This is a genomic window from Paenibacillus sp. 05T425 (assembly GCF_056396205.1).
Window position 1 is genome coordinate 1 of record NZ_JBFTLA010000003.1, and the last position, 14,060, is coordinate 14,060.

Below are 14,060 nucleotides of genomic sequence, written 5' to 3' on the forward strand. Positions count from 1 at the left end.
AGAACGATATTGATGATTACATCCACTTTTACAATTACGAACGATTGCAGAAAAAACTAAACGGCCTCAGTCCCCTTGAATTTAGGGCTAAGGCCGCTTCATAGATCTTTATTTTTTGTACTGTCTACTTGACGGGGTGCAGTTCATAATGGGGCGGCTTTTATTATGGTTACGAAACATTAGTTAAAATTGTAGGGGTACTTCTATAATTTGATAAGTTGTTATGTATGCGCTTACCTTCTACAATTTAGTTGCACATGACAAAAATTGGTCTTGTTGCTGAACTTAATAAATTTGTTCTTAGCCAGGAGGTGGCAGTTAGAGGTTTAAGGAATACGGTCGTAAATAAAAATTCTAGGAGGCGGAATATGTTCAAATTCAAGAAGAAAGTATTTACGGTATTAATGGCAGCAACAATGAGCTTCAGCTTGTTTGCAGCAACTACAAATGCAGCGACAGACTATTGGCAAAATTGGACCGACGGCGGCGGGACCGTAAATGCGACCAATGGAGCTGGCGGCAACTACAGCGTTAGCTGGTCGAATACCGGCAATTTTGTTGTCGGCAAAGGCTGGAATACCGGATCGCCAACTCGGACCGTTAATTACAATGCAGGTGTATGGGCGCCGTCCGGCAACGGGTATTTGACTCTCTATGGTTGGACGAGAAACTCGCTCATTGAATACTACGTCGTAGACAGCTGGGGTACTTATAGACCTACCGGAACACATAAAGGCACAGTGACCAGCGATGGCGGCACCTATGATATCTACACGACTCAGCGAGTGAATGCTCCTTCCATTGACGGTACCAAAACATTCACCCAGTTCTGGAGCGTCCGTCAGTCCAAGCGACCGACCGGCAGCAACGTTGCGATCACGTTCAGCAACCACGTTAACGCATGGAAGAGTAAAGGAATGAATCTGGGCAGCAGCTGGTCATATCAGGTGTTGGCGACAGAGGGATATCAAAGCAGCGGCAGCTCTAACGTAACGGTGTGGTAATAGGTCGTCTGAAGATGGGCAACTGACGAGCCCATGCTTATAGAAGAATGAAGGGGCGCGGCCGAGGCAGCCTTCACGGCAGAAAGGCCGAAGGTCGTTCCCCTTTCATTTGATCCGTCAGTCCGTTTAAAGGAGATATTTCCATGAGAAAGATGATTATTTTCCTTTTCATAGCAACAACACTTGTAGTCGGCGCTTGTTCGCAACAAGAGCCCGAACGTAAGCCAGAACCCATGCCTGAAAACTTTGTATTCGTCAAAGGCGGAGCTTTCGTGAACAAGAAGTCCAATTATTATGGGCAAAACGTAACCTTATCTAGCTTTTACATCGGAAAATACGAGGTCACTCAAAAAGAGTGGTTGGATATCATGGGAAGCAATCCTTCGGCCTTCAAAGGCGATGATTTGCCGGTTGAAACGGTAAGCTGGTACGACGCGGTGGAGTACTGCAATAAGAGAAGTATAAAAGAGGGCTTAACACCGTATTACCATGTAGACAAAAATAATAAAGATCCAAAAAATAAAAGCGAAACCGATAACTTAAAATGGACAGTAACGATTAATGAGGGAGCAAATGGTTACCGATTGCCGACAGAAGCGGAGTGGCAATATGCCGCGGGCGGAGGTCAGATGAGCAAGAGCTACATCTATAGCGGGAGCGATCAAGCAGACGAAGTAGCATGGTATTGGAAAAATGCCGGAGACAAAATTTTAACAGGGGAATGGAACTGGCCTATTGTAGAAAACAACCACAATAAGACACACCCGATCGGAGCAAAGAAATCCAACGAGTTAGGAATTTACGATATGTCCGGCAATGTGAGGGAATGGTGCTGGAACGGGTATGGAGATTCGGACAGCAATAGCAACTCTACTCGGGTTGTGAAGGGCGGCGGATGGATGGGCGATGTCGGCGAACTATCCTATCTGAGCAATTTCGAAGCCAATGGCATTGGCCCTGATCAAGGTTTTCGTGTGAGTCGCGGCGAGTAGCTGATAAGCGAGCTTTGTTTAAAGAGACGTCGGCTTAGGGCCGACGTCTTCGTAGTTTAAATAGTTAAAAGGCTGTTCACACTTAATTCTTTATCAGATTCAAGCGAAGCGCCCGCTGCTCCGTTAAAATAAATTCCTCCTGGGGCCAAAATTCTTCTTCCTCGTCTCTGCCGAACAGGCGAAGCAGCTCCTTCCAAACCCCTTTCTCCATTGCTTCCGAGGCGGAAATCATGATTTTCAAAGTAATCACCTCCAGCTTTCTGTATACATGATTACACATATCTTAGTTAGTATAAACATCGCTGCAATGATAATGAACGGAAAGAGATGAGTTGAGAAAATGGAATTGGAATTCGATCGAACAGTAGTCATAAGCGATATCCATGGTTGCTATCAAGAATTTGTAGATCTACTTAAGTTAGTCAAGTACAACTCTAGAAGAGACAGACTCATCTTGCTTGGAGATTATGTAAGCAGGGGACCTCGCAGCAAAGAAGTTGTAGAGCTCGTTATGTCTTTGGTTAGGGAGCATGGAGCGATAGCTTTACAAGGTAACCACGACCACCGTTTTGTTAGGGTAATGGAAGACCATGCAAGCGAGAATGAAACGGCAAGATTTTTTGAGTACGGCGGACTTGAAACCCTGCATAGTTATTGTAAAAACAATATTAGGATTAGCCCTGAGCTTTTACATGAAATAAGGAGCTATATGGGGCTGTTTTCGTCACACCTTACATTTTTGAAACAACTTCCGTATTATTACGAGGACCAAGACTACATATATGTGCATGCCGGTTTAAACCCCGAATATCGCAAATTAACAGATCAGAATATTCAAGATTTGTTGTATATCAAAGAACCATTTTATAACAACAGAACGAATGTAGAGAAGGTTGTTATTTTCGGCCATACCATTACGAAGGATATTCATGGTGTTCCAGATATCTGGCTTGGCGGTGACAAGATTGGCATTGATGGCGGATGCGCTTTTGGATACCAACTGAATGGCTTGGAGATAAAGGATGGAAAAGTGAATCGTTTGCTTAACATAAAAGCAAGAGCTGACAAAAACTCGTTATAGCGACACGATCCGAAAATTGTTTTATAGAACTATACTATGTATAATTTTTGAGTAAAGGAGTTGACCAAATATGAAGATCATTTATCATGGACATTCTGCGGTGCAGATCATTACGGGGGACAAGTCGTTGATTATCGACCCATTCCTTAGCGGTAATCCGCTAGCCGTCACGAAGCCGGAGGATATTAAAGCGGATGCCGTCCTATTGACGCATGCGCATGGGGATCACATTCTGGATGCCGCTCCGATCGCGAAGGCTAATCAAGCACCGGTTGTCGCCAATGTTGAATTGGCCGCTTACATGTCATGGAAAGGCGTCGAGACGATCGGCATGAATATTGGGGGTACTATAGACCTCGGATTCGCAAAAGCGAAGATGGTACAGGCCATCCACACGTCCGGTATCGTCGATGAAGAGACCAAGACGGTCATCTATGGCGGCGTTGCTGCGGGCTATATTGTGCGTGTCGAAGGAAAGACGATTCTACATACTGGCGACACGGCTTTATTCAGCGATATGAAGCTGTTAGGCGACCGCGAAAATATCGATGTCGTGTTATTGCCGATCGGCGATCATTTTACGATGGGTCCCGAGGATGCGCTTAAGGCTGCGGAGTGGTACCGGGCGAAGCTGGTCATTCCCGTCCATTACAACTCGTTCCCCGTCATTAAGCAGGATGCAGACCAGTTCGTAAGCCAGTTAGAGGCCCGCGGCATTAATGGCAAAGTGCTCGCGCCGGGTGAGGCAATCGAGCTGTAGACAAGCTATTGCGGCGTCGTGGCCGACATCTTATATTGACGTAGAAAGTCTCGTCAATATAGAATAGTAAACAATGAAATATACCTACTCGCGTTCTGATGTTGACTAGACAGCTAGAGACATAGCAGATTTTTTCTGCTATGTCTCTTTTTTTATTCCTTTATAGCGATAAATGTAAGTATCACGCGTGAGGTGAAAAAGAAATGAAAGATTACGGCCATGAATATGCGGACATTTACTATTACACACCAAACGAATTCGAGAAGCTTGGCGGGCTTTGGCCGCTGCGAACCGGGCATAACGTGGCGAATGCAAATTACAGTGTAGGGCCGAGGGTTATTGAATGTTTTTCCTTCCATTTCGTGCTTGAAGGCGCAGTGACGTTGTCCGGCATGGGAGAGACGGTGACGTTAACGAAAGATAGCCTGTTTTGCCTCTTTCCGGACGTGAAGCACAGCTACTGGGTCGAGCAGTACGATCCGGATTGTCCGCTCCGATTGCACTGGCTGGCGTTTAACGGATCGCAGGCAGAATCGCTTGTCAGAAGACTCGGGCTATCGGAGCAAAGGCCGTATTTGCGCAACAAGCTCACGGCAGACCTATCCGGTCTACTGAAGGCTAGCATGAAGCAAATGGGAGATTGGCAGAAGGATGGAGATTTGCAGTTGCAAATTATGTTATACCGTCTGTTCGAATTGCTGGCGCGTCCGCTCCCCGATGTGCCGGAAGACAAGGACTGGCTGAATGCCTGCCTGCAATATATGGAAACGCACTATGCCGAGGGTATCACCGTCGCGGACCTTGCGCGATTCACCGGCATGCACCGTTCCCATTTGTCCAGTAGATTCAAGAATCATTTCGGGATGAGCCCCCGCGAATATTTAATCAAGTTGAAGATGGAGCGGGCGGGGGAAATGCTGCGCAATCGGACGTTATCCGTTACGGACATCTCTATGTCTCTTGGCTATACGGATTTATATACATTCTCCAGAGCTTTCTGCACGTACTACGGAAAGTCGCCTACGGCTTACCGGAATCATTTGCTCGCACACAACAAAATGCCAAATGAATGACAACGAAATGTCATTTCTATTTGATGTTTGTTACTTTATGCTAAATGCAAGGTATAAAACCTACTAAATTAATTAGAATAGTATGATTTGGAGGAGGAAGATGTAATGAAACGCAAACATTTGGGAAAAGCAACGATAAGCACGATGATCGCTTTCAGTCTGGTAGCGGCGGGATGCCAATCCGGGTCCGGCACGAATAAGGAGTCCGCACCTGAGGGGAGTCCCGAAACGGTCGTGAGCAAGGACGGGTACCCGATCGTGCAACAGCCGATCAAGCTCAAGATGTTCTCCCGGATCGCTCCGGTGAACGGACCTTTCAAGGATATGCCGGTGTTTCAGGATTACGAGAAAACGAGCAATGTGCAGGTGGAATTCACCGAGGTGCCCACGGACGGCTTCCAAGAGAAGAAAAATTTGCTGTTCGCGTCGAATGAGCTCCCGGACGCTCTGTTCCGCTCAGGCCTTACGCCGCTCGAGACGATTCGTTACGGAACGGCCGGCCAGCTGATTCCGCTGGAAAACCTGATTGATGACTACGCTCCGAATTTCAAAGGGCTGATGGACCAATATCCGGAGATTCGGTCGGCGATAACGACACCGGAAGGCCATATTTACGCGCTTCCTGCCGTCGTTACGCTCGGCGCAGCGCGGACCGACAAAAAATGGATCAATCAAGCATGGCTGAAGCAGCTGAATCTAAAAGAACCGGAGACGACCGAGGATCTATACAACGTCCTTGTTGCTTTCCGGGACAAAGATCCGAACGGCAACGGCAAACAGGATGAAATTCCGATGACCGCGCGCGCAAGCAGCGGACCGGGTCTGGGCTTGCCGGTCGTATCGATGATGAGCGGATCATTCGGGCTCGATCTGCAGCTCGGTTACAATATCAACTTGGAAAATAACAAAGTGGATATTTGGATGGGCAGCGAGCGTAATAAAGAGCTGTTGATCTATTTGAACAAGCTGTACAACGAGAAGCTGCTGGATCCCGAGGTATTCTCGCACAAGGAAGCGCAATATCTCGCCAAGCAAGCGTCGGGCACGGCAGGTTTCTTCTTCGATCAGACAAACAATCCGTTTCTGGAAATCGCGGACCAGTATACGGGAATAGCGCCGCCGGAAGGTCCGCACGGGGATCGTCTGCAAAGTCAAGGCGCGCCGGTTCCGCGGGATTTTGGTGCATTTGCCATTACTTCGGTCAATAAAAATCCCGAAGCGACGCTGCGTTGGGTCGATTATTTCTACGGCGAAGAGGGCTCGACGCTGCTCCGATTCGGAAGAGAAGGGGAGCATTACGAGCTGAAGGACGGCATCCCGTATTACAAGGAGGAGTTCTTGAAATCGGGCAATCAGGCGAAAATTACCCCTTACGCCGGCGGCGGAGCGCCGCATCTGATCAGCGATAAGGTGGCCTCTTATATCAATCCGCTTCAGGTTCAGGAGGCGCAGAGCAAGCTGGATCCGTTTATGCCCGAGATTCGTTACGCGGCTCCGATGTTCGACGAGGAAACCGCGCGCAAAGTCGACGTGCTACGCAATGACATCGACAAATATTACGAGGAGCAGAGCACGAAATTTATTGCAGGATCGCTCAGCTTCGACAAATGGGACGAATTCCAGGCTACGCTCCAGAAAATGAACATCGACGAATTGGAGAAGCTTTACCAAGACGCCTACGATGCGATGAATAAATAATGCGACCGTAAGATGAAAATTCCAATTGGTTGAAGAAAGGAGGGAGCGCATGAAAACGGCGCAGGCCAATTCGCAATATGGTTCTCCCGAGAGCCGCGCAGGCCGCGGCTCTCGGTTGCTCAAGCAGATAGCCAGACGATACGATCTATACTTAATGCTTCTTCTGCCGATTGTTTGGTATGCGATCTTTCATTACGGCCCGCTGTACGGACTGCAAATCGCGTTCAAAAACTTCAATCCGGCGAAAGGAATACTCGGCAGCGAATGGGTGGGCTTTGAGCATTTCGAACGGTTTTTCGATTCCTATTACTTCCGAAGACTTCTCTGGAACACGGTGTCCATCAATCTGTTCTCGCTGCTGATTGCGTTCCCGATCCCTATTTTGCTGGCGCTCATTGTTAATGAAATCCCGAGTAAAGCTTTCGGCAAATGGCTGCAAAACATTACCTACATTCCGCACTTTATTTCGGTCGTCGTCATGGTCGGCTTGATCACGTTGCTCCTTGATCCGAGAAGCGGTCCGATCAATCACCTGATCGAGGCGTTCGGCGGCGAGCCGATCCGTTTCATGGAAGAAGCGGGATGGTTCAAGACGATTTTTATCGGATCGAACATTTGGCAAAACATGGGGTGGCAGTCGATTATCTACATTGCTGCGCTAAGCGGAGTTAATCCGCACTTGTACGAAGCGGCCAAGATGGACGGCGCATCCCGTATGAGACGCATTTGGCATGTTTCCTTGCCCGGCATCGTTCCCGTTATAGTTATCCTGCTTATTTTGGATATCGGCCATTTCATGAACATCGGCTTCGAGAAAGTGCTGCTGATGCAGAACAATTTGAATCTCGAGTCTAGCGACGTCATCTCCACGTTCGTGTACACGACGGGCATCCTCAAGGGAGAGTATGGCTACACGGCCGCGATCGGACTGTTTAACTCGGTCATTAATCTGGCGCTGCTGCTGCTCGTGAATCGATTTGCGCGCAAAACGGCGGAGACGAGCTTATGGTGAGGGGGAAATGCATATGTTCATAAAGGGCGTTGCCGAGGAACGGTTGTTTAACGTGATCGTATACGCGATCGCGGCAGTGATTATCGCCATCGTGATGTATCCTCTTCTATTCGTGGTGAGCGCTTCGGTCAGCGATCCGGCGCGGGTGCTGAACGGGGAGATGTGGCTGCTGCCGAAAGGCTTGACGCTGGAAGCTTACACGAATATTTTGCATAACGAACGAATTTGGATCGGTTACCGCAATACGATTATATACGCTGCGGCCGGCACGGCAATCAACATTGTCATGACGGTGTTGGCGGCATATCCGCTATCAAGGCCGGATCTTCCAGGGCGCAAAATGCTAATGCTGATCATCACGCTCACGCTGTTCTTCGGGGGAGGACTTATACCAACGTATTTGCTCGTCAAGGAATTGGGGATGGTCAACACCATGTGGTCGTTGATCGTTCCAGGGGCGATCTCTACGTACAACTTAATCGTGATGAGAACGTACTTCCAATCCAGCATTCCATGGGAGCTGCAGGAAGCGGCCCATATAGACGGGTGTTCGAACTGGCGGTTGCTGCAAAGCATCATCCTGCCGTTGTCGAAGCCGATATTGGCGGTGATGGTGCTGTTCTATGCGGTTGGCCATTGGAATTCGTTTTTTAACGCTCTTATCTATATTCGCAACGAGGAGCTTTTTCCGCTTCAACTGATCTTACGCGAAATTTTGATGATTAGCCAATCCGATGCCATCGACGGCAACGTCGGTCTGGAGGATAAGATTTTGCTGGCCGAGAGCATCAAGTATGCGGTTATTATCGTCTCCAGTTTGCCCGTGTGGATCATGTATCCTCTCGTGCAGCGGCATTTCGTCAAAGGCGTAATGATCGGGTCGATCAAAGGTTAAGGATTACAGGTAAATCCGAACGGAGGTTTAATGTTGAAACCGAACGCAACGATAACAGTCAACTGCATCGGCAGGAGCGAGCATACGATCTCGCCTTATTTATTCGGTCATTTCGTAGAGGATATCCGGGATCATATGGATGCGATGCTTGCCTATCCGCTCAAGGATATGGATTTCGAAAGCGAGGCCGAGACGAGGACGGCGGTGTCGGGAAGCTGGTTCGCCTATACGAACGGACGCAATACGAAGTACGCTCTGGAGTCGCCGGCGCCGGGGCATTCGGGCCGTGCCCAGCGCATTCGCATAGGGAGCGATGACGAGTCTTATGCCGGCATTGCGCAGAAGGCCGCATTGAAAGGGCCGATGACCTATTCGGTCAAGCTGGTGGCGCGGGCGTCCGTCGAGCTTCGTTATTTGCTCATCGAAGCGGTAGACCGTCGATCCGAGGAAAGCATAGGCGTCGTACGCATTGAGCTGGAAAGCCATAACTGGCGGCAATACGAAGCCGAGCTGAACATAACCCGCGCTTGCCAAGACGCGGAGATTCGACTGTACGTGCCGGACAGCCATCCGAGATGGCTCGATCATGTGTCCACCGGCATGCTATGGATCGATCATGTCTCCTTGCTGCCGGGCGACAGTGTCGGAGTGGTGAAGCGCGAGGTCGTGGAAATGACCAGATCGCTTAACGCAGGGATGATGAGGCTGGCGGGCAACTATATCAGCGCTTACCATTGGGAGCATGGCGTTGGTCCCGTGCTGAAGCGGCCCGTCATGTACAACGAAGCATGGGGAGGCTGGGCAAGCAAATATTTCGGCACGGATGAATATATAAGGTTCTGCCGAGAGCTTGGCGTCGAGCCGCTCATCTGCGTGAACGACGGCTCCGGCACGCCGGAGGAAGCCGCGAGATGGGTGGAATATTGCAACGGGGATATCGATACGCCAATGGGAGCGATGCGCGCGGCGAACGGATATCCCGACCCGTACGATGTCCGGTATTGGGAGGTCGGCAACGAAGTATGGGGAGAGTGGCAGGTCGGTTACTGTTCCGCGGAACAGTTCGCGCAGCGCTATATCGCCTATGCCGAGGCCATGAAGGCAATCGATCCTTCCCTCGTCTTATTGGCTTGCGGGCATACGGATCAGGAATGGAACCAAACGGTGCTCGATATCGCCGGCGAACATATCGATTATTTGACCCTGCATCTGTATCATGGCTACGGGCGGTTCGGGATGAACCGCGACACGCCGGCGGAGGACCGTTATAAGGCAATAGCCTCCTTCCCAGAATGGACGCGCGACAGCATCCGCAGGACAGCGGAGTTGATCGGAGCGAACGCCAAGCATCGCCATGTGAAGCTGGCAATCACCGAATACAATACGATGTATTATCCGAACACGATTAGAAAAGGTCTCCCGAACGAGCATACGCTGGGAGCTGCCGTCGCCAACGCCGCCAACCTGAATGAGATGCTGCGCTGCAGCGACATGGTGCACATCGGAAGCTTCTCCGACCTCGTGAACGGTTGGCTTGGGGGTTGCATCCGGGTCGGCGACTATTATGCCGATCAATACTGCGGCAAATCGCCGGGGTGGAGCGGCCATCCTCTTACGGTATACGGAACGCCGACCTATGAAGTGTTGAAGCTGTATGCAAGCCGGGACATCCGGCATATCGTTCCCGCCGATGTCGCGTGCGGCACCTTCGGGGTCCACTCGGCTAAGCCGGCTCCCGTCAGTCTCGACGCGCTTCCGGATTTGGATGTCACGGCTTGCGTCAACGAAGACGGAAGCTCGGTCACGGTGTTTATCGTGAACCGCAGCCTGCAGGAGGTTAAAGCCGAGCTGCGCTTAGACGGCTTCGAACCCGGCGAAGAAACGGTTGTGCATGAAATTACGGGCGACTCCCCTGAAGATATCAATTCCGTCTTCGAGCCGGACCGTATTATTAGCGAGAGCCGAATCGTGCCGGCCGCCGAATGGGAACGAGGTTATCCGCTACGCCCGGCATCCGTTTACTGTCTCGAAATGAAGGCGAAGCATCGAAGAGGAGACTTGAAATGACAACGAGAGCATACGTCAAGGATTATCCGAGACCTCAATTTGTACGGGATCAGTGGGTTAACTTGAACGGCGAGTGGAGCTTCCGCTTTGATGATTCGAATGCCGGAGAGCGGGAGAGATGGCAGGAGAAGTTCGAGGCAATCGACCGCATTACCGTCCCCTTTACTTATGAAACGCAAGCGAGCGGGATCGGCATCGAATCGTTTCATGCCAAGGTTTGGTATGACAGAACGGTCCAGATTCCGAAGGATGCCGAAGGCAAAGCGGTCATCCTGCATTTCCAGGCTGTAGACTATGATGCCAAGGTGTGGGTGAACGGCATGCTGGCGGGCAGTCACCGGGGAGGGTATGCGGCTTTTTCCTTCGATATTACCCCATATCTAGTCTTTGGCGCCGACAACCGGATTACCGTGAAGGCGGAGGACGGCAACGATACAACGCAGCCGCGGGGCAAGCAGCGCTGGACCAAAGATAACTTCGAATGCTTCTATGTGCAGACGACGGGAATATGGCAGACGGTATGGTTGGAATATGTGGAGGAAGAGCGGCTTGAAGCGGTCAAAATAACGCCGGATATCGACCGTTCCGTCGTTCGTTTCGAATATGAGGTGCTAGGAACGGAATCGGCTTCCGAGCTGCGATTGGAGGCTGTCATTACGTTGAAGGGCCGGACCGTCAAACGGGTAAGCCTCGCGGCGGACCGTCCCTACTTGACCGTTGAGGTCGATCTCGTACATGAAGCGAACGGACCGTGGAAGAAATGTCGCTGGTCGCCTAAACATCCGAATTTGTATGATGTCGAATTTATTCTTTATTCGGGCGGCGAAATCGCGGACAGGGTGTTTTCTTATTTTGGCATGAGGAAGGTTTCCATTGAGAAAGGAAAGGTACTGCTGAACAATTCGCCATTGTATCAACGGCTTATATTGGACCAAGGGTATTGGCCGGAAAGCCATTTGACGCCGCCTAGCGAAGAAGCGATCATAGCCGATATCGACAGCATATTGGAAATGGGCTACAACGGCGTGCGCAAGCATATGAAAATCGAAGATGCCCGTTTTCTCTATTGGTGCGACGTGAAAGGACTGCTGGTTTGGTCCGAGATGGCAGCTACGTTCGAATATCATGACCGTGCGGTAGAAGCGTTTACGAAGGAATGGCTGGAAATCGTCCGTCAGCAGTATAATCATCCCAGCATTATTACTTGGGTCCCGTTCAATGAGTCGTGGGGAGTGCCATCCATTCTTCGAGATCAGAGGCAGCAGAAGTTTACGGAAGGCATCTATCATTTGACCAAATCGATCGATCCTTACCGTCCGGTCGTCGCGAACGACGGCTGGGAGCATACGGTCTCCGATATATTGACCTTGCATAATTACGTGGAGACAGGCGATGGATTCTTGAAGCGATACGCGAACAAAGAGGCGATCGTGAACAAGGAGACGACGTGCAACCAATGGAAGTATGCATTGGCGGAAGGTTACGAATACCGGGGACAGCCGATCATCATAAGCGAGTACGGCGGAATCGCGTTCCGGACGGACAAAGGCTGGGGCTACGGGGATTCGGTAACGACCGAAGAGCAGTTTCTGGAACGGTTCGGCGGCTTGACCGGGGCGATCAAAAGCCTTGATTATATATGCGGGTACTGCTACACGCAAGTAACCGACGTGCAGCAGGAAGTGAACGGCCTGCTCACCGAGAACCGCATTCCGAAAATTCCGCTAGCCAAAATCAAAGCGATTAATTTGGCCTGAACTTAGGCATCGATGCACGAGGGAGGCGCAGCATGGACAAACCGAATATTTTGTTAATTACGAGCGATCAGCAGCATTGGAATACGATCGGGGCATTCAATCCCGAGATTCGGACGCCCAATCTCGACCGCTTGGTCCGGGAGGGGACGACTTTCGGCAGAGCTTATTGTCCGAGTCCGGTCTGCACGCCGAGCAGATCGTCGGTTATTACGGGAAAATATCCTAGCCAGCATGGCGCTTGGACGCTTGGAACAAAACTGCTGGAGGACCGCCATACGGTAGGGGAGGATTTCCAGGCAAACGGGTACGGGACGGCGCTCATAGGAAAAGCACATTTTCAGCCATTGAAGGGAACCGACGAATATCCTTCACTCGAAGCGTATCCAATCTTGCAGGATCTGGACTTCTGGGCATCGTTCAACGGTCCTTTCTACGGCTTCGATCATGTGGAGCTGGCGCGCAACCATACGAACGAAGCGCATGTCGGACAGCATTACGTGAATTGGTTGGAGGAGAAGGGCTGCGCGAACTGGCGGGATTATTTCCTGCCGCCGACCGGCACGATGGATCCCTCCGTTACGCATAAATGGGCGATCCCGGAACAATATCATTACAACACTTGGATCGCGGAACGCACGAACGCAAGGCTTGAGCATTACCGGGAGCAGGAGCAGCCCTTCTTCTTATGGTCGAGCTTCTTCGACCCGCATCCCGATTATTTGGCCCCCGAGCCTTGGGATACGGCCTATGACCCGGAGTCGCTGACGATTCCCGGCGCTGTTTCAGGCGAGCACGACAGCAATCCGCCGCATTTTCGGATGACGCAGGAGAGCGACCCCGATTTCTCGCATCTATGGGAAACCGGCCATGAAATTCATGGCTATCGTTCGCATCTTATTCCCGAAGGAGAGCGCAAACGGCTCGTCGCTACTTATTACGGCATGATTAGTCTCATGGACAAGTATATCGGCCACATTCTGAATAAGCTGGATGAGCTTGGGCTGTCCGACAATACGATCGTCGTCTTTACGACCGATCACGGCCATTTCTTCGGACAGCACGGGCTTCAATATAAAGGCGGTTTTCATTACGAAGATTTGATCAAGCTTCCCTTCCTCGTACGATATCCGGGCAAAGTGGCTGCAGGGGTGCAGAATCCGGCGATTCAATCGCTGGTTGATCTTGCGCCTACGTTTTTGTCTTTATGCGGCATTCCGATTCCGCCGGCAATGACCGGCGTTGATCAAAGCGAGGTGTGGCTCGGGCTGCGTCCCGAGGCCCGCGACCATGCGCTGTGCGAATTCCGTCACGAACCGACGACGATTCATCAGAAAACGTATGTCGACGCCCGCTATAAGCTGACGGTTTACTACCGTCAAACCTATGGCGATTTATTCGATTTGCGGGAGGATCCCGGCGAGCTTAACAATCTATGGGACGATCCGGGTTCCGCGGGACTCAAGACGGAGCTTCTGCTCAAATACGCATGGGCGGAGCTCGGCAAGGAAGCGATGCCGATGCCTCGCATTTGGCATGCATAATCAGGCGGGAGGCATAGAGTAACTCGCAAGCGAAACAATGTGCCCAAACAAAAGGAGATACCCCTAAATTGCGAAAGTTTGGGGGGTATCTCCTTTTATAATGGATGGCCTAAAAATCTGATGGATTGGTTGGTTACATCCGTCCCCATCACTTTTAAGATAGTCGTAAGTATTTCGCCT

Annotated in this window: 13 protein-coding genes; 12 read left to right on the top strand and 1 reads right to left on the bottom strand. The window is 50.7% G+C overall.

All coding sequences use genetic code 11. From position 1 onward, the window contains the following. Positions 1-8 precede the first annotated feature (8 nt). The 3 genes from AC1DF0_RS06920 (at position 9) to AC1DF0_RS06930 (ending at position 1,996) form a co-directional block, all read left to right on the top strand. Positions 9-104 carry an IS3 family transposase gene (locus AC1DF0_RS06920; RefSeq protein WP_477573710.1) on the top strand — a complete coding sequence of 32 codons (96 nt, stop codon included), beginning with the start codon at positions 9-11 and terminating at the stop codon, positions 102-104. Positions 105-368: 264 nt separating this feature from the next. After that, positions 369-1,004 carry a glycoside hydrolase family 11 protein gene (locus AC1DF0_RS06925; protein WP_337102616.1) on the top strand — a complete coding sequence of 212 codons (636 nt, stop codon included), beginning with the start codon at positions 369-371 and terminating at the stop codon, positions 1,002-1,004. A 143-nt stretch (positions 1,005-1,147) separates the two neighbouring features. After that, positions 1,148-1,996, top strand: a complete 849-nt coding sequence (locus AC1DF0_RS06930) for a formylglycine-generating enzyme family protein (protein WP_477573478.1) — start codon at positions 1,148-1,150, stop codon at positions 1,994-1,996. A gap of 82 nt (positions 1,997-2,078) precedes the next feature. Here AC1DF0_RS06930 and AC1DF0_RS06935 read toward each other — a convergent pair whose 3' ends face one another. After that, a complete protein-coding gene (locus tag AC1DF0_RS06935; protein WP_477573724.1) occupies positions 2,079-2,237 on the bottom strand; it encodes a hypothetical protein in 159 nt (52 codons plus the stop codon). Positions 2,238-2,336: 99 nt separating this feature from the next. Here AC1DF0_RS06935 and AC1DF0_RS06940 point away from each other — a divergent pair, with 99 nt between their 5' ends. From AC1DF0_RS06940 to AC1DF0_RS06980, 9 genes are all read left to right on the top strand, one after another. Then, positions 2,337-3,077, top strand: coding sequence for a metallophosphoesterase (locus AC1DF0_RS06940; RefSeq protein WP_477573479.1), 741 nt, complete (start codon positions 2,337-2,339; stop codon positions 3,075-3,077). Between the two features lie 70 nt (positions 3,078-3,147). Then, positions 3,148-3,837, top strand: a complete 690-nt coding sequence (locus tag AC1DF0_RS06945) for a metal-dependent hydrolase (RefSeq protein WP_442053177.1) — start codon at positions 3,148-3,150, stop codon at positions 3,835-3,837. Positions 3,838-4,040: 203 nt separating this feature from the next. Beyond that, on the top strand, positions 4,041-4,910 hold the full coding sequence (locus tag AC1DF0_RS06950) for an AraC family transcriptional regulator (RefSeq protein ID WP_477573480.1): 870 nt from the start codon (positions 4,041-4,043) through the stop codon (positions 4,908-4,910). A gap of 105 nt (positions 4,911-5,015) precedes the next feature. After that, positions 5,016-6,608 carry an extracellular solute-binding protein gene (locus tag AC1DF0_RS06955; protein WP_442053179.1) on the top strand — a complete coding sequence of 531 codons (1,593 nt, stop codon included), beginning with the start codon at positions 5,016-5,018 and terminating at the stop codon, positions 6,606-6,608. Between the two features lie 49 nt (positions 6,609-6,657). Further along, entirely contained in the window at positions 6,658-7,620 is a 963-nt protein-coding gene (locus AC1DF0_RS06960) for an ABC transporter permease (protein ID WP_477573481.1), read from the top strand. 13 nt (positions 7,621-7,633) lie between these two features. Beyond that, the gene (locus tag AC1DF0_RS06965) at positions 7,634-8,515 is read left to right on the top strand and encodes a carbohydrate ABC transporter permease (protein WP_477573482.1); all 882 of its coding nucleotides are present in this window, start codon (positions 7,634-7,636) and stop codon (positions 8,513-8,515) included. Positions 8,516-8,548: 33 nt separating this feature from the next. Continuing rightward, on the top strand, positions 8,549-10,582 hold the full coding sequence (locus AC1DF0_RS06970; protein ID WP_477573711.1) for an alpha-L-arabinofuranosidase C-terminal domain-containing protein: 2,034 nt from the start codon (positions 8,549-8,551) through the stop codon (positions 10,580-10,582). Continuing rightward, positions 10,579-12,339, top strand: coding sequence for a glycoside hydrolase family 2 protein (locus AC1DF0_RS06975; RefSeq protein WP_477573483.1), 1,761 nt, complete (start codon positions 10,579-10,581; stop codon positions 12,337-12,339). The genes AC1DF0_RS06970 and AC1DF0_RS06975 overlap by 4 nt, the downstream gene beginning before the upstream one ends. 32 nt (positions 12,340-12,371) lie before the next feature. Beyond that, positions 12,372-13,880 carry a sulfatase family protein gene (locus tag AC1DF0_RS06980; protein WP_477573484.1) on the top strand — a complete coding sequence of 503 codons (1,509 nt, stop codon included), beginning with the start codon at positions 12,372-12,374 and terminating at the stop codon, positions 13,878-13,880. Positions 13,881-14,060: the final 180 nt, after the last annotated feature.